Here is a 25109-nt window from a genome sequence, read left to right on the forward strand (position 1 = left end):
CCCGAAAAAACAAGAATACAAGATACCCAAAAAAGTATCTTTCCTAAGAAAAAAGCGTTATCGCAGCGTGTCGACATTTCCCCTAAAAAATAGAAATTCACGGGAAATTAAACCCAATAAATAACAGAGCCCAAACGCCATAATACAGGCGAAAAAAGCACAATCACAAAAAATTTTACAGAATATCAGGCAATCGACTTTTTGCAACAGCCTGATTTACGCTAATTCCCGGATATTCCGGGAAAAATTCTTCCGCCATGCGGTACCACGTGAGTGCTCGCGGGACATCGTTTTCAAGGTACAGATTGCCGATATCAAATGCGGCAAGCCCTATAAACTGTCGCGTTTCAAGCGGTTTAAATTCAAGGCCGGTCCAAGGACCTTTTTGGTACTTTTCTCGGTATTCTTCATCGGTGTATGTAAAGCCGCGACGGTTCGGTTCCAAATTCACGAAATTGTCCGAAGAGCCATAACGCAAAAAGACGTGCCCCGGAAGGAGAATAGCATCGAGATGCAAACCGCGCGCTTCGGCCACCATGAGCGCAAGCCAAGAAAGCCCCATGCAGCCAGATTTTCTGTTTGCAAGAACGCGAAGCGGAAGCACAGCATCTTTAGCAACAGCGGCCTCGCCCGCCCCGGCAAAATCGATATTCCAAAATTGCCAAAGCAGGTTTTTCAGAGATTGCAAAGTATCGTGATTCACGGCGACACTGCTATCAAAATAAGCAAGTCCCGCATGCCAATCGCCAATAGAATCAAGGCAACCCGGCGCACGTTCTTCAAATACGCACGCCATTTCGCGATAGCTCATGGAATCGTTCTTCCCGTTCCAAAGCAGAAACGGGAGTGCAATCACGAGCGTCGCGAGGAAAAGTAACCAAAAAAGTTTAGAGGAGAGACGAGAGACGAGAGACGAAAGACCCTTCTCTAGTCTTTCGTCTGTAGCGAGCTTTGCGAGCGTTCTTTCGTCTAAATTCCGTCCCATTCCATCGGGCTTTGCCAGTAGTCACGAGCAGTCATCATGTAAATCACGAGACGCTTGCTCAGCATGTCCTTTTTCATCTTCTTGAGGCGAGCGCGAACGCCAGGGCCTCCGCCCCAGCTCGTAAGCACCTGAACGTCGAGTCCCGTCGCATAAGCAAGCAAGGAACCCGGGCCACCGCTTTTCTGGTCCACAGATTCAAACACGCCCGTGAAAGAATCGCCCATCAAGAGGATTGGAGCATTTTTGCCACCCTTGTACGGTTTGTCGCCCTTGTAGATTTTCATGCCCGCAAGAGTATCGGCTGCATACTTGGACTTTTCCTTATCCGGCAAATGAGCCACCAAGTCCCCTTCGCGCAACACTACCGTATCCTTCATCACGAGGCTACCCGGCTGCGGGTTTGCATCGGCATACCAGCTGTACTGCGTCACGCGAGAAGCAAGTTGTTCCATAGCGGCAAGCATGCCCGGCAAAGCCCAGTGCGTATCGTAGCGCTGGTAGCTGTAATGCGGAGCGTCATCGCCACTGCGGGCCGCCATCAAAGACGGGTAAAGGTCGAGCACGTCAATCCCGGCGGCGAGCATTTCGCGGATAAATTCACGGCCGTTCACATTCACGCACAAGTCGGCTGCGGTGCCAGAAACAAGCTTATCTGCATAGATTTCTTCTTTTACAGGAACAGGAACCACAAGGAGCTGAACATTCATGGAATCCAGGTACTGCTTGAGTTCAATCATTCTCGGGAGCGGATTATGGAGGCTATCCTGACCGCTAATTTTATCTGCAACGAGGTAGTTTGCATTGCGGCGGAACCAGAGCATTCCGTTATCGGCCCAAGCATTCTGTTCCTTCGGGAGCTTCGATAGCTTTTTCTTCAAAGCTTCGCGGAACTTCTTTGTCGCAGGCGTTGCAGGGCAGCTATTTTCCATAGCGGCAAGCGTTTCCAAGCGAGCATAAGAACTCGTATCGAGCGTGCGGTTCACCGGCACCACTTCGCCAGCAGCTGCTAAAGAATCGGCCACGGCAGCAGCACGCAACTGTTCATCCGTCAAGCGGAACGCCGGAACTTCAAAGGCTATCCACATTGGGCTCCCCATCGGGTTTCCGCGCATCACTGCAAACGGGCGATTTGCACTCGAGTTTTCCCAAATAGCACCAGGCGTATGTTGTTCCAAATCCGTATTCAATGTCGGGTACCAGTAAGACGAAAGCGTGCGAGCCCAGTTCATGGCCTCTTCACTGTTCATCTCGGCCGTCATGTAGTAATTCAAGACTTCCGCAGACTCACCACCCGAAACGAACTTGAGCTTACCATAGAACGGAGCACGGCCCGTCCAGACAGCAGGCATCACTTCGGCCCACCATTCAATCTTTCCCTGATTTTCACCCGTTCCAGGCACACCCCACAAACGGCTTACCGTCTGGAAAGCGCGGAACACATCGGGTTCATTCCACTTGACCGCTTCAATTTCATTCAAGGTCTTCGAAAGCGTTTCATCGCCAGTCTGCGCATAGAGAATCTTCGCAAACGGTTCCCACGCAATCGGAGCTACACCAGCAACAGCCTCCGGTTCGTATTCCGAAATCGAATCGAGCATCGGGAACGGGAATTCCGCAAGCTTTGCATTCGCCATTTTGCCCGTGTAATTTTCAGGTTTTTCATCCATACCCGCCATGCGAATCGGATTCGAGAAATATGCCGCAAAATCGAGAGCCGCAAGAGTAGGCTTATCAACGACACGAACCTGCTTATCCTTATCGAGCACGCGCATTTCAAACACAGCAACAGGAGCCGCATAAACAGGAACATGAATGACCGGAGCCACAGATTCATTGGCCTGCACGGAAGGATTGACAGACGGAGCTGCACAAGATGCAGCAAGGAACATACCCGCAGAAAGCCCTGCAAGGCACAAAAAAGAAGTTGATATTTTTTTCATTTTCACGAAAGGAATAATAATAAATGTTTAAGTAGGTAGATATGGTCATTAGTTATTAGTTGATGGTTATTGAATATTTCTAATGACTATGGACCATTGACTAGCGGCTATTCCGCACATTTTCTAAATTGTACTCGTAAAAAACAAGGAGTCTTTATGCCTTCTACTGGTGAACACAACAAATGGATAGCTCTTGCCCTCTGTATTCTGCTCGGATACTTGGGTCTGCACCGTTTTTACGAAGGAAAAATCTGGACAGGAATCTTGTGGCTTTGCACCGGCGGTCTCTGCGGAGTCGGCATTATCGTTGACGCCATTTTGATAGTCATGAAACCGGAACATTACTAACCTGTCATCCTGAGCGAAGCGTAGGATCCAGTCATTTTTATTTATCAACCGTAACATGAAACGTTTATTTGTTATCGCGACCGGAAGTGCCGGAAAAATTAGAGACTTTGCCCACATCTTGGGCACAGACCATTACGAATTCAAGACCTTGAAAGATATCGGTTTTGACGAAGACATCATCGAAGATGGGAATTCCTTTGCCGAAAATGCCATCATCAAGTCAAACACAACAGCTCAATGGCTCGCCAAGCGCAACATCGAAGCGACCGTTCTCGCCGATGATTCTGGCCTTGAAGTTTTCGCCTTGAATGGCGAACCGGGCATTTACAGCGCACGTTACTGCGGCAAGCACGGCGATGACGAAGCCAACAACGTCAAGTTGATGCAAAAGCTCGAAGGCATCGAAGACCGCAAGGCACGTTACTTCTGCGCGCTCTCGTACCAGACCGTGACCAAGAACGAACAAGGTGAATTTGTCATCAGCAAGCCGATTATTTTTGAAGGCGAATGCCGTGGCGAAATCAACCACGCTCCTGTCGGCGACATGGGCTTTGGTTACGATCCGCTTTTTGTTCCGGATGGCGAAACGAGAACGTTTGCGCAGATGGAACTTGAAGAGAAAAAGGTCATCAGCCATCGCGGAAACGCCATCAGAGCGCTCAAAAAAACGCTTGGGAAATAAGGGGAATCATCCACCAAAAAGCCGATTCGTACCAAAGAATATGTTTTTAACTGTTATGTGCGACATAAATAAATAACTTAGGGATGTAATGGTATTCGTCGAGAAAATAGAAGCGTCGGCCAAGGATGGGGAGGGTGCAGGGAGGGGCCTGTGCGGCCTTCGCAACTCTGAGCTGGGGCCCCGCCCGCGTGACGTACTTTTTTGACATTCAAAACAAGCCTTCTGCAAGAAATCTAATATAAGCCATGCTAAAAATTTTATTTGCACCGCTACAAGGTTACACGACGGGCATTTATCGAAAAGCCCATGCTGAAATCTTTGGCGGTGTTGATGCTTATTACGCACCGTTTTTGCGGATTGAAAACGGAAAACCGCGCGAAAATGATTTGCGGGATTTAGAAATTGCGAATGCTGATTACGCAAATGTAAAATGCGCGGGCATCGCGGAAGGAATTGCGCGCGACGGGAATGCGCGCAAGGAGAACAGCGCGGGCTACAAAGTCGTTCCGCAGATTATTGCGAACAGCGTCGATGAATTCAAAATTCTCGCAAACGCGCTAATCGCCAAAGGCTACACGGAAATCGACTTCAACATGGGATGCCCCTTCCCAATGCAAGTCAACCGCCATCGCGGCGCCGGAATCTTAAACGACAAGCAAACAGTCCAAGAAATCATGGACGAGATCAGGAAAATATCTAACGCAAACGGAACTGCGTCGACAATTGTAAAAGGAACTGCGCCGGTAAAATTTTCCGTCAAGATGCGGCTTGGGCAAGACACCCCTGACGAAGCCTTTGCTCTCCTCCCGATTCTAAACGAAGCGCCACTCACGCAAATCACGCTCCACCCCAGACTCGGCAAACAGCAGTACAAAGGCGCAATCGATTTCAAATCATTTGAAAAGTTTTATGAGGAATGCCGCCATCCGCTCGTTTATAACGGCGACATCACAACCGTCTCGCAAATCTGTGAAATGGAACGACGCTACCCGAAGTTCGCAGGCGTGATGATCGGCCGCGGACTTCTCGCGAAACCAAGTTTAGCAGCGGAATACAAAGGAATGCGCGATATAAACTGCGCCGCCCCCCTAAACAGCAACACTCATCAAAATTTGCTCGGCAAACTTTTCCAAATGCACCAGGTCATATTTGACCACGCCTGCAAAACGAACCAAGGCGACAGCCAAATTCTCTCGCACGTACAAAGTTTCTGGGAATACCTCGAACCAAGCATTCCAAAAAAAAATTTCAAGAAAATCAAAAAAGCAGGCAAACTCAGCGAATACCAAGAAGCAATTATGGAGATGAGGGGCCTCTCGTGAACAGCGTCTACATCGAAATCACGAACGTTTGCAATTTGCATTGTAGCTTTTGCCCCTGCGGAACTGCTGTAGGCAACGTGAATGAAGCCGACAACGGATTTGCAGCAGACAATTCGTCGACGTCCGCGAGCCGCACGTTCATGGATTCCAAGCTGTTCGAAACATGCATCACAGGCGCGCAAGAAATCGGCGCAACAAACGTCTACTTTCACGTTCTCGGCGAACCCACGCTCCACCCCGGCTTTGTGCATTACCTCAAAAAGCTCGAACAAACGCCATTAAAGCTCACGCTCACGACTAACGGCACAACGATTGAACGCACAGGCCGTCAAATTCTTGCCTCGCCCGCCGTCCGCCAAGTCAACTTTTCGACGCATGCCTACGCGGAACTCCCCCAAGAAACCGCGGAACGCTATTTGCAAAATGTCCTTGATTTTTGCAGTCTCTCAATTGTCGAGCGCCCCGATCTCTACATCAATTTACGATTGTGGAACGTCGGCGCCGAAGATGCCTCCTCGTGGAACAGCTACATGCTTAAACGCATCCACGAGACTTTTGGCGTTGATATCACGCCCGGGCATTTCTGCAGTCGCCACAAGAGTTTCAACATAACCGGTCGACTTTATCTGCACGAAGACACAAGATTCGAATGGCCTTCAGCGCAATCCGGAAACAGCAACAACAGACTTCTAAAGCAAAACATCGCGGGCACATGCCGCGCGTTAGACACGCACGTAGCGATTCTCCACGATGGTCATGTTGTCGCCTGTTGCCTCGACCACAGCGGACAAATTACACTCGGTCACATCGGCGAACAATGCCTTACTGAAATTTTAGAAAGCCCACTCGCGCAAAATATAAAAGAGGGGTTCGCGCAGCACGAACTACGCCACCCTTTTTGTCAAACTTGCAATTTTTGCAAACGGTTTAAATAAGCGAATTCAAATTAATAACGGGTTTTGTCCGTCTTTGTCGCCCACTTTTTGAACGCGACGAGCGCTTCGTTTCGCATAAAATGGTCGCACTTGATAGCACGTTTTTCGTACGGCAAATCGAGTTGGTCATAGATAAAAGAATCGTCGAATTCGATGGCCGCGGCATCGGCTTTTGTATTGGCGTAGCAGATGCGTTTGACTCGAGCCCAATACAAAGCGCTCAGGCACATCGGACAAGGTTCGCAACTAGTGTAAACAGTACAGCCGTCCAGCATGAAAGTTCCGAGTTTTGCACAAGCATTGCGAATTGCAGTTACCTCAGCATGAGCCGTCGGGTCGTTATTCGGCACAACGCGATTTGCACCCGTCGCCACGACTTCGCCATCCTTGACAATCACAGCACCAAACGGACCGCCGCCATTATCGACATTGTCGACGGACAACTGTATAGCCATCTGCATAAAGCGCTTGTCTTCGTCCGTAATATTCTTCAATTCTTCTTGCATAAAAACTCCTTGACCTCACTAAAATAATCAAAAACTCGAAGAAAATCAACAACAGGAAAACTTCAAAACACGCTATTTTTCCCAAAGTCTGTCATGCCTGTCACTGAGCAGGCACCGCCTTTTTTGCCCAAGGCAATGGATTTTTAACTATTTTTTGGCAATGATGATTACGGTTCAAGATTTCACGGGCGTTTATGCCGAGCAAGCCTTTATGCAAGAACTGCGCGCAATCGCAGAAACAAGCAAGGACGTTCGCTGGCTCAACTGCACAAAAATCGTAGGAACCGACTGCTACTGCGACGATGACGCCATCAAGGAAATTAACGAATTGATTGATAACGCTGAAAGCAACAGCAAAAGCGAATGCGACAGCATTATCAAGAATCACGACAATTTCACAAACGCCCCGGACATCCATTTCTTTGACAACGGCAATTATCATTACATGAGCAAACTCTGGACCGATAGAGTTCAGGAACCGTTCACGCTCATCGTATTCGACCACCATCCCGACATGCAACCGCCCCGCTTTGGCGGAATTTTAAGCTGTGGTGGCTGGGTCAAAGAAGTCCTCGACAACAATAAGTTTGTCCAAAACGTCATTATCATCGGAGTCAAGGACGAACTCGTCGAAACCGTCCGCGAAGAGCTTTCGCAATCCGGGGAAGCTAATATTTTAGCGAAGGTTACATTCATCAAAGAAAGTGAACTAAGCACACTCTCGTCATTTGTCTCTCGTCTTTCGTCTCAACATTCCCTTTATATTTCCATTGACAAGGACGCACTCTCGCCCACCTACACTGCAACCAACTGGGATCAAGGTTCACTTACGCTTGACGCCCTCAAAGAAAGCATCACAGTCCTTGCCGCAGGCCACAAAATTCTCGGCGTGGACATTTGCGGAGAACGCGCTCACGACTTCGAAGGCAACGAGCACCACACCGTCCAAGAAGCAGATACGCTCAACAACTCGCTCAACCGCGAACTTGTCGAGTTTTTAAAGAAGATTAAGGAATACTAAGCAACAGTTTCCAAGCCTATTTGCGTAGCAAAGGCTCCTCTACTACTGACGATTTAGCAACCAATGGTTGCTGAATTAAAAAAGGCAGGCATCGCCTGCCCTTTTTCAGCAGTCATTTTTTAAAGATATCGCTATGCGATCCAGTGTCAACCAAAGTCAGCACTAGCACGCCATTATCCTTCAAGTAAAGCAATAGCCAATCCGGCTGAATATGGCATTCCCAGACGCCTTTGAAATTCCCTGACAATTCATGATTACGATGCTTTGCATCAAGTGGTTGATCAAGTCGCAATTTTTCAATGACATTCTCTAGAAGAGAAATATCTAATCCCCGCTTTCGCGCAAGCTTTACACCAGCCTTAAAGCGAGATGTCTTAAGAAGCTCGTATACCATTACTTGCAATCCTCAAGGAGTTCCTTAGCAGAAGAATATCTTTTCGCTTTTGGATTCCTAGCAAGACTTTTAGCTTCTTCAATAGCGGCTAATGTCGAATCGGTAAACTCGCGTTGAGGAGGAACAATTTCAAAAGGGATGCAGCGTTGGTTAATAGCCTGTTTCAAGAACAGTCTAATTGCCGTAGTAATATCCAGACCGAGAGATTCAAATAACTGCTCAGCCTCATCCTTAGTGGCTTTGTCGATTCTTGTCTGTAAAACTGCATTTGCCATATGAATCACCTCTTCTTTATACAAATCTAATTCATTTTCAATGCAAATGCAATACATCTGATCATGAATTTGCGGGATCGAGACAAATTTAAGCCTTTCTTTTTCACTCATCTTTCACTCCTTCCGCCTACATGCTTAAAAAGGCGAGGGTTTAATTGTTTGCTGCGGTGTAAAATGCTCATTTGCACACCAGTAATATAAATTACAAGCAGACCTCCGTCAAGAGGTCTGCAAAATATTTTCGATAAATTTTTGCGGACGAAAATTTCGACCGCAATTTTCTCTTGACTTCAAATTATGCAAGCGGAACTTATAAAAATTCCTACTTCACTGCAATAAACTTGCGGCGTTCCGTACCGGCACTTTTCAGTTGCATCACATACAAGCCAGCAGGCAGCCCACGAGTCATCCAAGCGACATCGCCAACTTTTGCGGATTCCACATTCATGCGGCGCACCAATGCGCCCTTTGTATCGAAAATGCTAACGCGATAGACGCTCGGCGCGACCACAGCAGCTGTTTTCGTGTGAATCGACGTCGGCTTTTCCGTCGTATCTTTTTCAGCAGCCTTCACAAGCGTTACATCGAACTGGTCGATGTTCGGGCCGTCATTGCCGCCAACGGTTGCAAACTTCACTGCATTTTCGCCAGCCGACAGATTAATCAAAACTTCTGAAGTTTCCCAGACGGTCCAGCCACCAGTTGTCTTGAAAGATGTCGTTGCTGTATCTAAACCTGCAGAAATCGCAAGAGAACGCGCTTCGCTGGAGCCGTTCGCGAAATCGATATCGAATTTGTATTGACCAGCCGTATCGACTTTCACGTTCACGACGACATCGCCGCCCTTATCGAAATTCACATAGCCATCGCCGTGGTAACCGCCATTGCTGCTTTCAGAAACGCCACCTGTAATCGTACCCATTTCGGCCTGGAACTGTTTATCAGGTGTCGGCGGTTCCGGTTCCACATAATTGGCATCACATTCCGTCGGACTCTTGAGCGTAGCGCCCGCATTCGCCTTCACGGCAGCTTCAACTTCGCTCGCCTTGAGCATAAAGCTCGTGTATTCATACGGCGGTGTAAAAGAAGTCCCTGTTCCCTTTGTATTGCCCGAGCAATTCGTGAAAATATTGTCGATGACTTCGTTCACGCCCGTGCCGTTCGCATTGCCCGTATAAATTGGGTTTGCTTCGTTGATAAATACATTGCGTTCCGTGCGCACTTTGCACATGTGGCCAGCCGAAACGCCAAGCACATCGGTTCCGTTTGTGATGCTAGCATTGCCCGTAAGCAAGTTGTTCACCACATGAACGTTTCCGTAACGGCAGCGTGGTTTGCGCTGGTTGGCTGCCTGCCACCAGTTGAACATGTAGGTCACATTCAGCTTGCCTTCGCTTTCGGGTTCATTGTCAGAACTGCCGATGAGATTCGAAAGGTTGTGCGAACTCTTTTTCTTGTAGCCAAAAATGCACCACGTAAACGTTACGTTATCTGCACCTTTTACCACATCGGCATTGCCATCCTGACCATCCCAGAATTCACAGTGGTCAATCCATATATTTTTGGAACCGTTATTTTCAATGGTGAGGTTGTCCCAAGCCTGCTCAGCATTACTGCCCGGCCCTTGAATCACGATATTGCGGACGATAATGTTTGAAGCCTTGCTGATGTGAATTGGCGCTTTAAGCACAGTCCCCGGCTTAAGTCCGATGATGGTCTTGTTGGAACCCGTGATATTCAAGCGGTCCCCCGTTCGCCCGCTCCAGCCATCGCCAAGCGTACCGTCTATGTAAATCACACGCGGAGAAGAATCCTTCGCGTACTTTTGCAAATCAGCAAATGTTTTTACGGTAATGGGAGTTGCATTTCCGCCACCGGTTACATTAAATTCAGTCGAAGTACGGCCCGAACGAGTCGCCCAGCCAATCGGCTTGCACTGATCTACCGCCGCAGACGCACAAACAGCAAGTCCGCACAGCACCGCTAAAATTCGATTCGAAGCTTCAAACATCTCAAAAATTCCTTAATATTTTACCAATATATAATCTACATTCCCAAAGCCATTATAGGGCACAATTTCACATTTAATTTCTAGACATTTTGTCAAGAAACGCTAAATCGCTCTATTTTTCAGCCATTAGCACGGGGCTATTCTTTCTCGCTCATTGATGGCCACTGAATGACCAACGGCGTTCCATGAATGAATCTATTTAGGACAACGTCAATCCAAGTGGCTATACCTATGCACGGGCAAAACAACAAAAAGGTAGCATTATCCCAAACACCACCATCAGACTGAATCATCCGAGGAAGCACATCGAAAACCAACCATGCAATTGGAACAAATAGGGAAAATAAGAAATAAACATTTTAAAGACGAATTAAACCGCATTATTCGAGAGAAGGCCCAAATTAAAAACGAGAATCCCAAAAGCGGGAAAAACAAGCCATCACATTTAAAACTCAAACCAATTACAATGGCAAGAGCTTCTAACGATGCGACAACGCTAAAAACGATAGATTTCGTCATAACCCTAATATAAAAAATTGCTATAATTCCTTACGGATTACAAATCTACAGGATCCTTCGACGAATTAATTCAGAACGAATCCTAAACGTAAATCATTAACCACTGATTACTGCAAAATGGATATTAACGAACTCGCACAACAGCACATTTTGAAGCAGCCGCTCTACGTGACCGGCAAACCCATCGCCTACACCGCTCGTGAATTCGGTCTCGACCCGAAAGACATCGACAAGCTCGCCAGCAACGAAAATCCGTTTGGTCCGAGCCCGAAGGGCATGGCCGAAGCTCGCAAGGCTTTGGAAGAAGTGAACCTCTATCCGGATGGCGGTTCTTACGACCTCATCGGAAAGATTGCTGAATTCCGCGGCGTGAACCGCGACCAGATCGCTGTGGGTAACGGCAGTAACGAACTCTTGGACATGATTGCCCAGGTGTTCCTCGGCCCCGGCACGGAAGCCGTCATGGGCAACCACAGCTTCGCTGTTTACAAGCTCGCCACGATGGCCATGAACGCCAAGATTGTTGAAGTTGACATGCCAGCTCCGGGATACAACTACAACCTCAAGGCTATGCGCGACGCCGTGAACGAAAAGACCCGCATCGTGTTCCTCGCCAACCCGAACAACCCGACCGGTTCTGACCTCACCGCCAAGGAAATCCTCGACTTCGCCGACAGCCTCCCGGAAACTTGCGTTCTCGTGATGGACGAAGCCTACACTGAATTTATCGAAGACACGCCGGAACTCGTTCCGGATTTCAACAGCCGCATCGCCGCTGGCAAGAACATCATCTGCTGCCGTACGTTCAGCAAGATCTACGGTCTCGCTGGTCTCCGCGTGGGCTACTGCATCACCCGTCCGGAAATCGTCGCCCTCATCAACCGCGTGCGTGAACCGTTCAACGTGAACAGCATCGCTCAGGCAGCAGCCATCGGCGCTATCGACGACCAGGATTACGTGAACAAGGTTCGCGAACTCAACAAGAAGGGTCTCGAACAGCTCAAGGCTGGTTTCAAGGAACTCGGCCTCCCCTACGTCGACAGCCACGCAAACTTCATCGCCGTCAGTGGATTCAAGGATCCGATGGACGCCTTCAAGTTCTTGCAGGCCAAGGGTACCATCATCCGTCCGCAGCCGGCTATGGGTGACGTGCTCCGCATTACCGTCGGTACCGAAGCTCAGAACAAGAAATGCCTCGAAAACATCAAGGCATATCTCGGCAAGTAAACCGGGAAAGAGGCTGCACAAAGCCCGCGTCTGGCGCCACTAAAGCCAAAGCTCACGGCGTTGCCCGTGTGATTTCTAAGCGCGGTTTTTGCAGCAGAAGCCAAGCAGAAAACCTGGTCCGCGAGGGCCGGGTTTCTTTGCGTGGTAAAATCGTCCGCGATCCGGACACTCCCGCCCGCGAAAATGATGAAATATGCGTTGACGGAAAGCCCGTAAAAGCAAGCGAGTTCGTTTACTTTATGATGAACAAGCCGCGTGGCTACGTCACTACGGCAAGCGACGAAAAAGGGCGCGCAACCGTGATGGACCTTTTCCGCGAGCAATACGCCAAGATGTTCCCCGACAAACCCGTACCGCATATATCGCCCGTTGGCAGGCTCGATGCCGCTAGCGAAGGGTTGTTGCTATTTACAAATGACACGCAATGGGCGGATGCTTTGCTGAATCCTCAAGAGTCGCGCGGTTCAAAGGCAGAAATGACAAACGCAAGCGTCATCCTGAGTCCCGGAACGGAGTCCGGGATAAACTCCACGAAGGATCCAGTAACAGTTCCGCATACAAAAATCTACCGTGTTCAGGTTAACGGCCACCTCACTGCCGAAGAACTTTCGCAAATGGAAAAAGGCTTCAACGTCCCACCCCGCGTTTTTGGCGAACCCGAAGAGTTCATGCACGCCGTCAGCGCCAAACTTTACAGCGCAGGCGAAAAGAACTGTTGGTTAGAAATCACTTTGGACGAAGGCAAGAATCGTGAAATTCGCCGCATGCTCGCGAAGCTCGGCTACGAAGTTTTACGCCTTGTGCGCATCAAGTTCTGCAATTTTGAGTTGGGCGATTTAAAGCAGGGCGAGATCAAGCAGATCGCGGTTTACCCGTCCAGCCAAGTTTTTCGCGAAGAGCGCCCACAAAGCCCGTGTGGCGCATGCGAATAAACGTCGTCACAAGTTTACTTTCTGACAACATCACATATTCATCCGGTTTCATTTCTAGCGTGATGCGCCCGTCAAAAACGAGGTCCAGCGAGCAATTCACCGCAGACGCCATTCGCAACTTTTTATCCGTCAGCGAAAGCACAAGCGGACGCACCGAGAGACTACTCGGAGCCACAGGCGTGAGCACCACCGCAGGCGTCGAAGGATGGATAATCGGGCCACCAGCCGCCAAATTGTATGCCGTTGAACCCGTCGGAGTCGAAACGAGAATTGAATCCGCCCAGTATTCCGTCAAGCAAGTATCGTTATAAGCCACGTTCACGTTCACCATGCGTTCCGGAGCGTGCGCGCGCACGTGGACTTCATTCAGAACAGTCTGCTTTGCAATGCACTTTCTGCCGTGATAAACCGCAGCCTCGATCATCATGCGTTCGCGAGTTGAGAAGTCGCCAGCAAGCAAGCTATCGAGCGTCTTGGTCAAGCCTTCCACACGCGATTCCGCCAAGAATCCCACGCGCCCGGCATTCACTCCAAGAATCGGGATGTTGTGGCCAAGCGCCATGTGCGCGGCCGTCAGCACCGTGCCGTCACCGCCAATCGCAAGCAGCAAATCCGTCTTCTGCAACGCGGATTCTTTCACCACGCGAATCGGCTTTTTCACGAGTTCCTTGAGGGAATCGAGCGCATAAAATTTCACCTGCGGGTGTTCAAGCGCCCAAGAAGTAATCTGCTTCAAGGCACATGCCAAATCGGCACTCTTGTCCTTGAACCCGACAATTCCAATGCTGCTGAAAGACTTGTTCATTTTCATCCTCAAGTTTCGCGTTCGTTTACTGCGTCAGCCTAATTATTCCTTCTTCTCGGCGTTTTCCGCCACAAGCACATTCTTGAGCTTGTCGACAACACCCGGGAACATCGCTTCGACCTTGTCCATATTTTCGACCGGTTCATCGTTCTGGAGCGCAAGCGACAACACGCTCAAGGCAAGCCCCATCTGCGCCGAATCGCCACCGTCAAAATCGCTACCGTTCACAATCGTTTCAAGGCCGCGAATCACAAGGCCATCGTCGTACACGCCAACTTCGGCACCCGTCTTGCGCAAGTTCACCGCCAAAAATTCATTCTTGGGGCGCATTTCCTTGCGGACTTCCTTGGGCACGCGCAAAATCGTTTCGCCTTCGCCGTAGCAAGCCGCCACAGCCAACAGCGGGTATTCTTCGAGCGCCGTTGCAATCACGTCTTCGCTAAAGCGACGGCCCTGCAAGCGCTTGCCTGAAGCAAGCGGCTTGATTTCAACATCGCCAAAAACGTCGCCATACTTTTCACGACGGCTCACCGTTTCGACGTTTGCCCCCATACGCTTGAGGCATGTGAGCGCACCCGCACGGCTGCTGTTCAAGTCTACGTTCAAAAGCTTGATGACGTTGTCCTTCGGCATGTTACCGACAGTCGCAAGAACCGCAAACGCAGTCGCTTCCGTCGTATCACCCGGCACATAGTATTCACGCGCGGTAATCACCTTCGTCTCCGAAAGTTCCGTAAACTGCGTACGTTCAATCTTCTTGCCCTGCGCAATCATCAAGCGGCGTTCAAATTCGCTCAACTGTTCCATGCCACGGCCTTCATACTTCACAGCCGCACCAAAGTAAATGAGCATTTTCGTCCACTGGTCATGTACCGTAGACTTTTCTTCAAAATTCAAATAGTCATTGCGGATAAGCGCACGGAGCAAAAGCCTGTTGCGCATCACAGACGAAACGTTCCCCAGAGAATCCTTCTTGACGTTTAGTTCATCGCGCAAAAAGTTAAAGACAAACTTTGCCGGTTCATCCTTTTGCACCTTAATCTTGAAATACTTCTGGAGCGTTTCCTTTGCCGCATTCACACGGGCAATGCCCACATCATCAACTTCAGCAGCAAACGTGTAGAGCTGTTCTTCGTCCTTACTTGCGAGCGTCCAAAGCATCACGTTATCGGCTTCGCCAAACTTGAACGGAAGCATGGTCGGAATAGAGTACTGGAACCCCTTGCCATTCAAGACAAGCTGATGTCCTTGCAATTCGTAAGTGAGACCAAATTCTTTCAGCGCCTCGGCATACTTTTCACTACCACTTGCCCACGCAAAATTTTCCAACACGGTGCGGCCATTCACCAAAAGCGCCATCACCAACGTCAAATTCATCCGTTCACGGTCGGGATTCATCAAGAATTCCATCGTCTATTCCTTAAGCAAATTAACGTCTTTCTTTAACTTCGTATTCCAAATATTGCAGCGTCTTCACGGCACGGGCCGCTTCTTCTTGAGTCTTGAACGCAAGCAAAAGCGTACCCGCCACATTTTCGCGGACTTTCATGAGTTCTATGTCGCGAATGTTGATGCCTTCTTCGGCAAGTGGCTGCATCACGCTCAACAGAGCGCCCGGCTTATCCTTGAGCTGGACCGTAATTTCGTAGAACGAGTTGGTGTTATTGCGACCCGGAGCAAATAAGCTCGCACGTCCATCGTTACCCGCCTTGAAAATATCAGCAAGCGCCTGCGAATTATCGGCAACCACGCTATGCTCGTCATTTTCAAAATTACCCGAAGCAGGCTTACCGTCCTTCACGACGTTGAGTCCGTTCATCGCCGCAATCGTCTTGTCGAGACCATCACGGACTTCGCAAAGGGCGCGAGTCGTCTCGTCGCGATTCGTCACGGCGATATCATGCCACATTCCCCAGCCCGAGGCGGCAATACGCGTCATGTCGCGGAAAGCGCGGCCTGCAAAATGCTGGTAGTTGTGCTTGAGCAAGCGTTCCGGCAAGTTCCCGGCAAGCGTTGAGCTCAGCATCTGCGGCATGTGACTCACCCATGCCATCGTGCGGTCGTGATGTTCCGGCGGGAACACGACAGGATTTGCGCCCACAAAGCGGATAATTTCCAAAAGCGGGGCATAAACAGATTCAGGCGTTCCATCTGGCGGGCAGACAAACCAATATGCATTTTCAAAAATCGCAGGATCGTTGTATTCGCAAGTGCGTTTTTCAGAACCCGCCATCGGATGGCTACCGACAAAGCGGAACGGAGAGGGCAAGCGCACGCCCGCCTTGCAAATTTCAACCTTTGTCGAACCGATATCGCTCACCAAGATTTCTCGGCCAGCATTAGCACCTGCCCACGAAACTTTACCAAGCGCATCAATCATCTTCAAAATGTGGAGGATCGGCGCACAGAGCAAAATCAGGTCGCTATCCTTCGCCCATTTTTCAGTCTCGTCGTATTCAAAAAATTCATCGGCAAGTTCAAGTTCACGAGCACGCTTGAGCGTTGCAGGAGAACTCACGGCTCGAATCTTCGTCGGGAGCTCAGCCTGTTTGATAGCAGCAGCAATCGAGCTTGCCAAGAGACCAAACCCCACCATAGTAATGCGGGCAACCATTATTCTTCCACCTTGCGAGTTTCTTCCATGATGACACGGAAAATATTCTGGAACGATTCCGGAGAAAGCGGGCCACCGGCCTTTGCGGCCTTCTCGGCGACCAAATTCAAGACAGACTGTTCGCGACCTTCATCAAAAACGGGCAAACCTTTCTGTTTCTTGATTTTCCCAATTTCAGCAGCGTATGTAGCCCTCTTGTTGAGGAGCGACATCAGTTCATCATTAAGTTCGTCAATGCGAATGCGCCATTCATTAATATCCATATTAACGAATGTAGAAAAAAATTACGGCACACGGTTCGCGTACTGGTACAGCGAAAGCCCAAATTCCGGGAGCGATGCAATCAGAAAATCAAAAATATCGGACTGGATATTTTCGTATTCGATCCATTCCACCGTATTGGCAAATGCATAGATTTCAAGCGGGAGCCCGGTCGGCGTTGGCGCAAGCTGTCGCGTCATAAGCGTCATGTCTTGAGCAATCGTCTTACGGCTGCGGAGATACGCCGTGCAGTAAGCCCTGAACGTTCCGATGTTTGTCAAATGGCGGCCATTCAGCTTTGTCACAGTGACATTTTCCGACACACCCGAACCTTCACCGATTTCACTTAACTTTTGTTCCAAGTACGGGCGCAGCACATCAATCTTCATGAACTTTTCAATTTCTTCAGGCGTCAAAAAGCGGATGCTCTGCTGGTCAATGAAAAGCGAACGCTTGATGCGGCGACCGCCCGATTCCTGCATACCACGCCAGTTGCGGAACGAATTCGTAATCAAGTCGTACGCCGGAATCACCGAAACCGTATTGTCCCAGTTACGTACTTTCACAGATGTAAGCGTAATGTCAATGACCGAACCATCAGCATGGTGGCGTTCAATTTCAATCCAGTCGCCCTTGCGCAAGAGGTCCGACAAGTTTATTTGGATTCCAGAGACCAAGCCAAGAATCGAGTCCCTGAAAACCAACAACAAGACCGTTGCCATGGCGCCCAAAGTCGACAAAATAATCACCGGACTTTTATTCACAATCTGTGAAGCCACAAGGATGGTCGCCACACAGAACATCGCAAGTTTAATGGCCTGGAAAATGCCGCGCATCGGGCGCAACTTCATTTTCACATTGCGTTCATTCAGGCTTTCGATGACGTCAAGCACAGCACTCGCGAGCAAGAATGCTGCTACCGTGAACAAAATATTTCCGATATGTTCACAAAATTCATAAAGCCAATGGCCCTTCGCGAGCACATACGGGAACGACTGCACCAGAATAATCACCGGCACAAAAAAGAGCGCACGAGAAATCACTTTCTTTTTCACAAGCAAGTCATCAAACTTGTTCGGAGTCTTTATCGCAATCCATTTCGCAAGCGGATGCACTACGAAATACAAAAAAGCATAAACCGCCACAACGACAGCTGAAAGTATTGCAAATTGATAGTAATCGTTCATATCTACAATCTAAAAATTTCGTATATTATGCACCGAACTTTTATCATTGGAGCAATCATGAAAATAGCTGTTATGGGTGGCGCAGGCTATATCGGAAGCCACACCATCATCGAACTCTACAAAGCGGGTCATTCCGTAGTCGTTGTCGATAACCTTGTAAACTCAAGCGATGAATCGCTCCGCCGCGTAGCAGAGCTAGTTGGCTCCCCCATTCCGTTCGTCAAGGCAGACGTCCGTGACGCTGCCGCCATGGACAAGATTTTCAGCGAAAACAAGTTCGACGCCTGCATCCACTTTGCAGGGCTCAAGGCCGTCGGCGAATCCGTCGCAAAGCCGCTCGAATACTACGAAAACAACATGAACGCCACATTCGTGTTGCTCCATACCATGCGTAATCACGGCTGCAAGAACCTCATTTTCAGTTCTTCGGCAACCGTTTACGGCAACCCGGCACAAATTCCTATTACAGAAGCTTGCCCCAAGGGCCAATGCACCAACCCCTACGGACAGACAAAGTCCATGCTCGAAGAAGTCCTCCGCGACGTGCAAAAAGCAGACCCGGAATGGAACATCGTTTTGCTCCGTTACTTCAACCCAATTGGCGCACACCCGAGCGGACGTATCGGCGAAGACCCGAACGGAATTCCAAACAACTTAATGCCATACATCACACAGACCGCAGTCGGTCTCCGCAAGGAACTCGGCGTGTTTGGCAATGACTACGATACCCCGGATGGCACAGGTGTCCGCGACTACATCCACGTCTGCGACCTCGCCTCTGGCCACGTGAGCGCACTCAAGGCTATTGAACGCAAGTGCGGGCTCGCTATTTATAACTTGGGTACAGGTCATGGCTATTCCGTGCTCGACGTCGTAAAAGCTTTCGAAAAGGTCAACAACGTCAAGATTCCGTACAGCATCAAGCCGCGTCGCGCAGGCGATATCGCCACTTGCTACTGCAACCCGCAAAAGGCATTCGACGAACTCGGTTGGAAGGCACAATACGGCATCGAAGAAATGTGCCGTGACGCCTGGAACTGGCAAAAGAACAATCCCAAGGGTTACAAGGGCTAATCCCTCCTCCCTGCAAAAAATTTAGCCTCCCGCTTTAAGCGAGAGGCTTTTTAATTTCAGCAAGCGAGCCTACGCTCGCTAAAAATTTTACGCAAACTTAGTCGCGGTAGTCTCGACGGTCGTGATGGTGCTTACGAGGCGGTTCCGGACGATTGTAGTCACGATGAAGATCTTCGCATTCGCGAACGCTGCGAGCAGCAAAGAACTTGCCACGCTTCGGATCCTTGCATTCAATACGGTCAGCACGGTCGCGACGGTAATCAATCTGCATCCAGACATCACCGTTATCGCAGTAGAAGTCAAACTTACGTTCCTTTTCACCACGATAGCATTCGCCACGGCTATACATCTTCTGATCGTTGTTGTAACGTTCAGCATGAATTCTGTCATGACGGTCACACTTCGGTTCTGCAAACTTGCAGGTGACCACCCTAGCCGAAGGAGGAGGTGGCGGAGGAGGCGGTGCTACACGAGATTTTTCCTCCTTTTTCGGTTCAACGTTAATCGTCAATGCCATAGCAGACGTGCTAAGCAGCATGAGCGACATCGCGCAGGTAAGCATAAGCTTGTTCATAAAACCTCTATCTACTTTAATTGTTACAACAAAAATAATATATTAAATATTTTGTAACAAAACCAACAAATTCTTAAAAAAAATGGTCTTGCCATCAAAGACAAGACCATAGGCAAATTTTATAACGAGCAAATTCCAAGACTTTAGATAAATAAAAAACAACTTCGTTGTTTTTCTAGATATTGCGCCTCGGTCATGTGAGCCCGCAAGCGGTCTCCCGCGACGCTCGGCTTATATCAACTCCTCAGCAGTTATCTTTTCGTCATGTTCAGGTTCCTGGTAGCAGGATTCCGGCACCTGGACCTGGTTCTGAAAGTAAGCCTTGTGAGCCGCAATCACCTTTTCACGAGCAAAAGCAGCATTCATCCAATCCCCAATTTGCACGTCCTTGCCTTCCAGTTCCTTGTAGTTCTGGAAGAAGTTCTTTGTAATGCGGAGGAACATCTGGTCCACATCAGTAATGTCGCAGAACGGACGCGGGTTGAACACCGGCACGCCCAAAACCTTGTAGTCCTTCTTGCCACCATCGGTCATGTCAAGCGCTCCAATCACGCGACAAGTGCAAACCGTCCCCGTAATCATGGATGCCGGGCTGTAAATGAGCATATCCAAAGCATCACCATCGTCAGCCTTGGTGCTCGGAATAAAACCATACGTGCAAGGGTAGCTCATAGAGCTCAAGAGGCAACGGTCAAGACGGAACACATGCAGGCGTTCGTCGTATTCATACTTCAAGTTCGTGTCTTTACCGATTTCCACGACGCAATCCACTTCATAGGGATACTTGCGTCCAATTGGAAGATCCAAATAGTTAATAGCCATTTATTCTCCGTCGGCCCACGTTGAGCCTCATTATCTTTTTATTACAAATATAATCCCTAATTTAGTATTTATTCGGAATTTGTAAAGTCTTTTTTTACCAAAGAGCCTTCAAATCCAAACTCTGAATTACCTGCTCCGCCAGCGTGCCGAGGTCACCTTGTCAAAGAGGCCAAAATAGAACACCGGTTCACCATGATCCGGGCTGTACCCCACTTCAAAGCGGATTCGGTCCAGCGCCGGGATTACGACATGCAAGCCTCCATAGACAGCGCCTTCATATTTTTTCCAGCCAGGAGTACCTTTATCCCAAAGCACGCTTGCATCTAAGCCCGCCACCAGTTGAATACCATAGAAGAAGTTAACACCCCACAACGAAGCCGGACGGCGCTCGCGCAAAACAAAACGTTCTTCCAACGTCAAAAGCATCTCATGGACACCCAAATGCAACGAATCGGACTCGTGCCCACGGAACGTATTTGCTCCGCCGTGATAGTAATAATCATATTTTTTTACATCGCCCGGACGCAAGCGAACAAGTGCGGTCGCCCCCGTGACAAATCGACCAAACGTGTAATAGGCTCGAGCATCTTCCAGGAACTCAACAAAATTCTCGCCACGCTTGCCGCCAACGCCAACATGCGTCACGTCACTTTCAAAATAAATTCCCTTACGCGTATCAAGTTCGCTATCGCGGTAGTCCACAGCAAAGCCAAGCCCAAATTCAGGCAACACGCCAGGTCCCTTTTCTAAATAGCGGTACACGGTTTTGCCGAGAATTGAAAAATGCGAAAGCAGTTTCCAGTTCACATCTAAACTAAGCAACCATGTCGCATCCTGAAAACCACGAAGGTCATCCCAGCTATCCGTCCGCAAAAATTCAAAATTCCAACCCAACGGGAGCCCGAACAAATACGGGGAACTTGCGTAAAAGGCGTACTCGTTATTTTCGAAGAACGGGTCAATGGCGGTACGGAACTGCACCTCGGCACGGATGTCTTCGCCCAGCACATTCAGGTTCGCAAGGGCAAGCCCCAGCATGAGACCATCGCGGTCCGTCTTTTTGCCAGCCGGCGACGGGATCCAGCGAAAGATTTCCTTGAAATTATAAACTACGTTCCCATTTTTACAAGAAACGTAAATATCCGTAAAGAGGTCTAGGTCTTGCAGGCGAAGCTTCTCTGACTCAAAAGTCTTCTGCGAAAATTCGCCCCCAACCTTGTGCGTGAGTTCGCGCCACACCACACGCGGCTTCGTATGTTCCAAGCCTTCAAACTCAATCGATTCGATTTTTGCTCCATCAACACATTGGTCAGAATCCACACGCAGCGAATCTGTTTCGGCGGCGTTTGCAGATACAAAAGCGGAAACTATCCCCGCTAACAAAAAAGTCTTCACAAAAAATTTCACGAATCAAAGATACAAAAGGCATTCGCTAGCGTTTTTTGCGAAGCTCACAAAAATTGCTATATTTGAGGCACCAAATTGAGGTGATTATGTTAGACTTTTTAGCAAACAACTGGCCCTACCTGATTATTCTGGTCGTGGTCGTCGCTTTATTTTTTGTTATCCGTGGTGCGCTCAAGGGCCTGAAAGCCAGAAGCCCGTTCAACATGGAAAACATCCGCAAGAGCACCGAACCGAACTTCCTCGCTCTCCAGCAGAAGTCCAAGGCTTTGCTCGCCGATGCCGACATGATTTGCGAAATCAAGCCGGGCAGCGATCAGGTCATCCCGAAGAAAGAAGATGTGAAGTTTTTCCGTCGCGCCGTTTCTCAGAAGTTCAAGCTTGCTGTGTTCCAGGTTCCGGGTACAAACAAGGTCGTGTTCTTCTTCTGCAAGACCGAAGCTGGCATCCGTAGGAGACTCCAGAACTTGGTCATCAACCAGAAGTTCCGCGAAGGCAAGCCGCCTTACATTGACGCCGCTACTGGTGAAAAGCTGAGATACCCGAAGGCTTAGTCAGTAGGAAATCATCCTGAGTGGCGAAGCCATTACGTCATCCTGAGTGGCGAAGCCATTACGTCATCCTGAGTGGCGAAGCAGCGAAGGATCCAGTTAAATCTTCTTTTATATACCCCGGTCAATGCGCCGGGGTCTGTTGTTTAAAGAAACCTAAAGAGAACATCTACAATGCGCACGTACAAAGATTTAGCCATTGCCGAAGAAGAACAAAAGCTCGTAGACGCCGTCAACAAGACGAACAACTTGCTCGTCGAAGCGCCCACCGGTAGCGGTAAGTCTTTGTACATCCCGTGGTTCTTGAGCAATCACTTTAGCGGTCGCATTGTCGTATTGCAACCGAGACGCATCGCAGCCCTCGCCCTCGCGCAGTACTCAGCAAAGCTCCACAACGAGCCCTGCGGCAAGACCGTCGGTTACCAGTTCCGCCAAGACAGTTGCAAATCCAGCGCTACGAGAATCTTGTTCCAAACGTACGGTAACTTTTTGCAGGAGCTTCTGCACGGCAAGATGAATGCGGAATGGGTCATCTTCGATGAATACCACGAACGCAAAGCCGACATGGACCTGCTCTTTGCGTACTTGCTCAAATTGCAAGCAGCAAGCCAAACTTCAGGTAGTGAAAGTATCAAAGCGCCAAGAATCGCCGTCATGAGTGCAAAGCTCAACCGCGAAGAAATGGAACAAGCGCTCGGCGTCAAATGTCTGGAACTCGGGCATCCGCTTTATCCCGTACAAATTCTTCACCAGAAACCCGCCGCAGGCGTAAACATCAGCGCAGGTCAGGGAATCGAAAGCGAAGTTGTCCGCGCATTGCGCACTTTGTACCGCAATAACGTTTGGCAGACAACGCTCGTATTCTTGCCGGGTAAAGCAGAAATTGCCAAATGCCACACCGCCGCGAGCGAAGCTCTGGGCGACAATGTCGCCGAATTCCTTGAACTCTACGGCGGCCAAGACCGAGAAACGCAAGACCGCATTTTCGAAGAAACGGAACGTCCGCGCGTCATCTTTACGACCAACATTGCAGAAACGTCTATCACTGTTCCAAATGTGACAGGTGTTGTCGATAGCGGTATCGAACGCGTCAGTGAATATGACGATAGCGAAAAAGTAAACGTACTCCGCACGCTCCCAATTTCGTTGCAGAACGCCATCCAGCGCAGTGGCCGTAGTGGCCGTACACAGAACGGTTGCGCCATCCGCCTCTGGACCGAAGATGCCGAGAAGCACATGCCACAAGGCATCGTGCCCGAAGTCTTGCAAATCGAGCCCTCGGAATTTCTATTGCAAAAAGCAGCGCTTGAGTCAGATGAGAGAGCGGGAATAAAACTGCCCACGGCGATTCCAGAAGCGCGCGAAAGAGTCGCCACATCGATGCTCAATAACTTCGGCATGTTGCAAGACGGTCACATCACGGAACTCGGCAAGCGAGCCATTCAAACACCGATTTCAAGCATTCCGCTCGCATTGATTTTAGCAAAAGCAACAAGCGCCGCAGACCTCCCCGACTTGCTCCTAGCCGCCATGGCCTGGATCCATTCCGGCACAGAATTTGTACAGAAATCTAAAGACACGCTCAACTTGTTCACGCTCGCAAGCGATACTCTTTCTAAAGCCATCAACATTCCGCGAGAAGTTTCGTTCACGCTAAAGCAGCTCCGCGACTTCCGCGACTCATTAAAGGAGATGCCCGTTTACTCTCCGTCCTCACATTTCATGGCGCAACAGCTTCTCGCCGCATTCCCGGATGCTCTCGCCACTCCAAGCGGTAACGTTTACAAGTTAAGCAACGGCAACACCATCCGTTTGCAAGTATCAGAGCCGCCATACGCATTGCTCGCGCTCTCTATGCTCCGCACAGGTGGCGGCAGCAAATCCGAACTGCGCGTGAGCCTTTACGCTCCTGTGCCCAAAGAATTGCTCGGCGGCGAAAGCGAAAACATTCGCTATGAACTGTTATGGCGTAGCGGTCAAGAACGCTTTATCGGCATCGAGATTCACGAAAGCGAAAGTCCCAATGGCGACGTCCGCGAAACAAGCCGCAAAGAAATCCTCCCGCAAGAAGCATCGCCCAAAGTCCTCGAAAAGCTCAAAGAGCTCACAGCCGATGCTTGGCGCGACAAGCTCGAAAAAGAAAACTGGACCGGCCGTTATCTCACCGAAAACATCCAGACGCTCCTTATCAAGATGCGCCTTGCGGCAAAGCTTTACCCGGAATACGGCCTCCCCGAATTCAATGACGAGGATATGGAGCTTATTCTAAACGAGCTTACGGACGGCATATTCCTTTTGCGCGACATCAACGAAGACCGTTACCGCAACATTGTCGAAGATTACTTCGGCAAGTCCATGCTCGCATGGTTGCAAAAAACGTTCCCCGATCATTACGTATTGCCCAATGGCAAGCGAGCCCGTTACAGCTATCAAGAAGTCGCCACCGCTGATGAACAGAGCAGCGGCAAGATTGTACAAAGCGCAGACGGCGTTCTCGTTGAGATATCTGCACGCATCGAAGACTTTATGCAGCTCCGCGGCGAGCACAAAATCGCAGACAACAAGCTCAAAGTGCGTTACGACATTCTCGCACCGAACTTCCGCACGATTCAAAAAACATGGGATCTCACAAGCTTCTGGCAGAACACCTACGCCGAAGTCCGTAAAGAACTCCGCGGGCGCTATCCAAAGCACCCGTGGCCGGAAACGGTCATGTAATG

General features: G+C 49.5%; 24 protein-coding genes. 10 read left to right on the forward strand and 14 right to left on the reverse strand.

Features of this window, described 5'->3' with window-relative positions:
* Window positions 1–175: 175 nt before the first annotated feature.
* Complete coding sequence (locus B7991_RS01245) at window positions 176–985, reverse strand: transglutaminase family protein (protein ID WP_088629231.1); 810 nt, start codon at window positions 983–985, stop codon at window positions 176–178.
* The gene (locus tag B7991_RS01250) at window positions 970–2925 is read right to left on the reverse strand and encodes a hypothetical protein (protein ID WP_088629232.1); all 1956 of its coding nucleotides are present in this window, start codon (window positions 2923–2925) and stop codon (window positions 970–972) included. Before B7991_RS01250 ends, B7991_RS01245 begins: the two co-directional genes overlap by 16 nt.
* 156 nt (window positions 2926–3081) lie before the next feature.
* Between B7991_RS01250 and B7991_RS01255 the strand changes: the two genes are divergently transcribed.
* The 4 genes from B7991_RS01255 to B7991_RS01270 all read left to right on the forward strand — a co-directional run bounded on the left by B7991_RS01255 (window position 3082) and on the right by B7991_RS01270 (window position 6212).
* A complete protein-coding gene (locus tag B7991_RS01255; RefSeq protein WP_088629233.1) occupies window positions 3082–3273 on the forward strand; it encodes a TM2 domain-containing protein in 192 nt (63 codons plus the stop codon).
* Between the two features lie 55 nt (window positions 3274–3328).
* Window positions 3329–3955, forward strand: a complete 627-nt coding sequence (gene rdgB, locus B7991_RS01260; RefSeq protein ID WP_088629234.1) for an RdgB/HAM1 family non-canonical purine NTP pyrophosphatase — start codon at window positions 3329–3331, stop codon at window positions 3953–3955.
* Between the two features lie 245 nt (window positions 3956–4200).
* Window positions 4201–5277 carry a tRNA-dihydrouridine synthase family protein gene (locus tag B7991_RS01265; protein WP_088629235.1) on the forward strand — a complete coding sequence of 359 codons (1077 nt, stop codon included), beginning with the start codon at window positions 4201–4203 and terminating at the stop codon, window positions 5275–5277.
* Window positions 5274–6212, forward strand: coding sequence for a radical SAM/SPASM domain-containing protein (locus B7991_RS01270; protein ID WP_088629236.1), 939 nt, complete (start codon window positions 5274–5276; stop codon window positions 6210–6212). The genes B7991_RS01265 and B7991_RS01270 overlap by 4 nt, the downstream gene beginning before the upstream one ends.
* A gap of 11 nt (window positions 6213–6223) precedes the next feature.
* Here the strand turns inward: B7991_RS01270 and B7991_RS01275 are convergent, their stop codons facing one another.
* The gene (locus tag B7991_RS01275) at window positions 6224–6718 is read right to left on the reverse strand and encodes a nucleoside deaminase (RefSeq protein ID WP_088629237.1); all 495 of its coding nucleotides are present in this window, start codon (window positions 6716–6718) and stop codon (window positions 6224–6226) included.
* Between the two features lie 160 nt (window positions 6719–6878).
* Between B7991_RS01275 and B7991_RS01280 the strand changes: the two genes are divergently transcribed.
* The gene (locus tag B7991_RS01280; protein ID WP_088629238.1) at window positions 6879–7739 is read left to right on the forward strand and encodes an arginase family protein; all 861 of its coding nucleotides are present in this window, start codon (window positions 6879–6881) and stop codon (window positions 7737–7739) included.
* Between the two features lie 112 nt (window positions 7740–7851).
* Here the strand turns inward: B7991_RS01280 and B7991_RS01285 are convergent, their stop codons facing one another.
* The 3 genes from B7991_RS01285 to B7991_RS01295 all read right to left on the reverse strand — a co-directional run bounded on the left by B7991_RS01285 (window position 7852) and on the right by B7991_RS01295 (window position 10419).
* Window positions 7852–8133: a type II toxin-antitoxin system YafQ family toxin gene (locus B7991_RS01285; protein ID WP_088629239.1), complete on the reverse strand. Its 282-nt coding sequence runs from the start codon at window positions 8131–8133 to the stop codon at window positions 7852–7854.
* Entirely contained in the window at window positions 8133–8408 is a 276-nt protein-coding gene (locus tag B7991_RS01290; RefSeq protein ID WP_088629449.1) for a type II toxin-antitoxin system RelB/DinJ family antitoxin, read from the reverse strand. Before B7991_RS01290 ends, B7991_RS01285 begins: the two co-directional genes overlap by 1 nt.
* Before the next feature lie 322 nt (window positions 8409–8730).
* Window positions 8731–10419 carry a carbohydrate-binding protein gene (locus B7991_RS01295; protein WP_088629240.1) on the reverse strand — a complete coding sequence of 563 codons (1689 nt, stop codon included), beginning with the start codon at window positions 10417–10419 and terminating at the stop codon, window positions 8731–8733.
* Between the two features lie 636 nt (window positions 10420–11055).
* On the opposite strand from B7991_RS01295, the gene hisC reads away from it, so the two are divergent.
* A complete protein-coding gene (gene hisC, locus B7991_RS01305; RefSeq protein ID WP_088629242.1) occupies window positions 11056–12165 on the forward strand; it encodes a histidinol-phosphate transaminase in 1110 nt (369 codons plus the stop codon).
* Between the two features lie 68 nt (window positions 12166–12233).
* Window positions 12234–13097 (forward strand): pseudouridine synthase, encoded by an 864-nt coding sequence (locus B7991_RS01310; RefSeq protein WP_235002934.1) that lies wholly within the window; start codon window positions 12234–12236, stop codon window positions 13095–13097.
* Here B7991_RS01310 and B7991_RS01315 read toward each other — a convergent pair.
* The 5 genes from B7991_RS01315 to B7991_RS01335 are packed head-to-tail and all read right to left on the reverse strand — an operon-like array spanning window position 13018 to window position 17964.
* Entirely contained in the window at window positions 13018–13902 is an 885-nt protein-coding gene (locus B7991_RS01315) for an NAD(+)/NADH kinase (RefSeq protein ID WP_088629244.1), read from the reverse strand. The two genes, B7991_RS01310 and B7991_RS01315, sit on opposite strands and share 80 nt — an antisense overlap.
* A gap of 42 nt (window positions 13903–13944) precedes the next feature.
* Window positions 13945–15312: a 3-phosphoshikimate 1-carboxyvinyltransferase gene (locus B7991_RS01320; RefSeq protein ID WP_088629245.1), complete on the reverse strand. Its 1368-nt coding sequence runs from the start codon at window positions 15310–15312 to the stop codon at window positions 13945–13947.
* 19 nt (window positions 15313–15331) lie between these two features.
* Window positions 15332–16516 carry a prephenate dehydrogenase/arogenate dehydrogenase family protein gene (locus B7991_RS01325; protein WP_088629246.1) on the reverse strand — a complete coding sequence of 395 codons (1185 nt, stop codon included), beginning with the start codon at window positions 16514–16516 and terminating at the stop codon, window positions 15332–15334.
* The gene (locus B7991_RS01330) at window positions 16516–16779 is read right to left on the reverse strand and encodes a chorismate mutase (RefSeq protein WP_014547164.1); all 264 of its coding nucleotides are present in this window, start codon (window positions 16777–16779) and stop codon (window positions 16516–16518) included. Before B7991_RS01330 ends, B7991_RS01325 begins: the two co-directional genes overlap by 1 nt.
* 21 nt (window positions 16780–16800) lie before the next feature.
* Window positions 16801–17964 carry a mechanosensitive ion channel family protein gene (locus B7991_RS01335; protein WP_014547163.1) on the reverse strand — a complete coding sequence of 388 codons (1164 nt, stop codon included), beginning with the start codon at window positions 17962–17964 and terminating at the stop codon, window positions 16801–16803.
* 57 nt (window positions 17965–18021) lie between these two features.
* On the opposite strand from B7991_RS01335, the gene galE reads away from it, so the two are divergent.
* The gene (gene galE / locus B7991_RS01340) at window positions 18022–19038 is read left to right on the forward strand and encodes a UDP-glucose 4-epimerase GalE (RefSeq protein ID WP_088629247.1); all 1017 of its coding nucleotides are present in this window, start codon (window positions 18022–18024) and stop codon (window positions 19036–19038) included.
* Window positions 19039–19135: 97 nt separating this feature from the next.
* On the opposite strand, the gene B7991_RS01345 is transcribed toward galE, so the two are convergent.
* The 3 genes from B7991_RS01345 to B7991_RS01355 form a co-directional block, all read right to left on the reverse strand.
* On the reverse strand, window positions 19136–19612 hold the full coding sequence (locus tag B7991_RS01345; RefSeq protein ID WP_088629248.1) for a hypothetical protein: 477 nt from the start codon (window positions 19610–19612) through the stop codon (window positions 19136–19138).
* A 231-nt stretch (window positions 19613–19843) separates the two neighbouring features.
* Window positions 19844–20434, reverse strand: a complete 591-nt coding sequence (locus B7991_RS01350; RefSeq protein ID WP_088629249.1) for an inorganic diphosphatase — start codon at window positions 20432–20434, stop codon at window positions 19844–19846.
* A 126-nt stretch (window positions 20435–20560) separates the two neighbouring features.
* Window positions 20561–21829, reverse strand: coding sequence for a BamA/TamA family outer membrane protein (locus B7991_RS01355; protein WP_254917797.1), 1269 nt, complete (start codon window positions 21827–21829; stop codon window positions 20561–20563).
* A gap of 98 nt (window positions 21830–21927) precedes the next feature.
* On the opposite strand from B7991_RS01355, the gene B7991_RS01360 reads away from it, so the two are divergent.
* A complete protein-coding gene (locus B7991_RS01360) occupies window positions 21928–22392 on the forward strand; it encodes a hypothetical protein (protein WP_088629251.1) in 465 nt (154 codons plus the stop codon).
* Between the two features lie 171 nt (window positions 22393–22563).
* Entirely contained in the window at window positions 22564–25107 is a 2544-nt protein-coding gene (locus B7991_RS01365) for an ATP-dependent helicase C-terminal domain-containing protein (RefSeq protein WP_088629252.1), read from the forward strand.
* Window positions 25108–25109 lie beyond the last annotated feature (2 nt).

The sequence above is a fragment of the Fibrobacter sp. UWB3 genome, assembly GCF_002210405.1.
Taxonomy (GTDB): Bacteria; Fibrobacterota; Fibrobacteria; order Fibrobacterales; family Fibrobacteraceae; genus Fibrobacter.

Bases quoted from the DNA above. Each gene is read 5' to 3' on its own strand.
- B7991_RS01245 (WP_088629231.1), bottom strand. From the start codon at position 985: ATGGGACGGAATTTAGACGAAAGAACGCTCGCAAAGCTCGCTACAGAC.
- B7991_RS01250 (WP_088629232.1), bottom strand. From the start codon at position 2,925: ATGAAAAAAATATCAACTTCTTTTTTGTGCCTTGCAGGGCTTTCTGCG.
- B7991_RS01255 (WP_088629233.1), top strand. From the start codon at position 3,082: ATGCCTTCTACTGGTGAACACAACAAATGGATAGCTCTTGCCCTCTGT.
- rdgB (WP_088629234.1), top strand. From the start codon at position 3,329: ATGAAACGTTTATTTGTTATCGCGACCGGAAGTGCCGGAAAAATTAGA.
- B7991_RS01265 (WP_088629235.1), top strand. From the start codon at position 4,201: ATGCTAAAAATTTTATTTGCACCGCTACAAGGTTACACGACGGGCATT.
- B7991_RS01275 (WP_088629237.1), bottom strand. From the start codon at position 6,718: ATGCAAGAAGAATTGAAGAATATTACGGACGAAGACAAGCGCTTTATG.
- B7991_RS01280 (WP_088629238.1), top strand. From the start codon at position 6,879: ATGATGATTACGGTTCAAGATTTCACGGGCGTTTATGCCGAGCAAGCC.
- B7991_RS01285 (WP_088629239.1), bottom strand. From the start codon at position 8,133: ATGGTATACGAGCTTCTTAAGACATCTCGCTTTAAGGCTGGTGTAAAG.
- B7991_RS01290 (WP_088629449.1), bottom strand. From the start codon at position 8,408: ATGGCAAATGCAGTTTTACAGACAAGAATCGACAAAGCCACTAAGGAT.
- B7991_RS01295 (WP_088629240.1), bottom strand. From the start codon at position 10,419: ATGTTTGAAGCTTCGAATCGAATTTTAGCGGTGCTGTGCGGACTTGCT.
- hisC (WP_088629242.1), top strand. From the start codon at position 11,056: ATGGATATTAACGAACTCGCACAACAGCACATTTTGAAGCAGCCGCTC.
- B7991_RS01315 (WP_088629244.1), bottom strand. From the start codon at position 13,902: ATGAACAAGTCTTTCAGCAGCATTGGAATTGTCGGGTTCAAGGACAAG.
- B7991_RS01320 (WP_088629245.1), bottom strand. From the start codon at position 15,312: ATGGAATTCTTGATGAATCCCGACCGTGAACGGATGAATTTGACGTTG.
- B7991_RS01325 (WP_088629246.1), bottom strand. From the start codon at position 16,516: ATGGTTGCCCGCATTACTATGGTGGGGTTTGGTCTCTTGGCAAGCTCG.
- B7991_RS01330 (WP_014547164.1), bottom strand. From the start codon at position 16,779: ATGGATATTAATGAATGGCGCATTCGCATTGACGAACTTAATGATGAA.
- B7991_RS01335 (WP_014547163.1), bottom strand. From the start codon at position 17,964: ATGAACGATTACTATCAATTTGCAATACTTTCAGCTGTCGTTGTGGCG.
- galE (WP_088629247.1), top strand. From the start codon at position 18,022: ATGAAAATAGCTGTTATGGGTGGCGCAGGCTATATCGGAAGCCACACC.
- B7991_RS01345 (WP_088629248.1), bottom strand. From the start codon at position 19,612: ATGAACAAGCTTATGCTTACCTGCGCGATGTCGCTCATGCTGCTTAGC.
- B7991_RS01350 (WP_088629249.1), bottom strand. From the start codon at position 20,434: ATGGCTATTAACTATTTGGATCTTCCAATTGGACGCAAGTATCCCTAT.
- B7991_RS01360 (WP_088629251.1), top strand. From the start codon at position 21,928: ATGTTAGACTTTTTAGCAAACAACTGGCCCTACCTGATTATTCTGGTC.
- B7991_RS01365 (WP_088629252.1), top strand. From the start codon at position 22,564: ATGCGCACGTACAAAGATTTAGCCATTGCCGAAGAAGAACAAAAGCTC.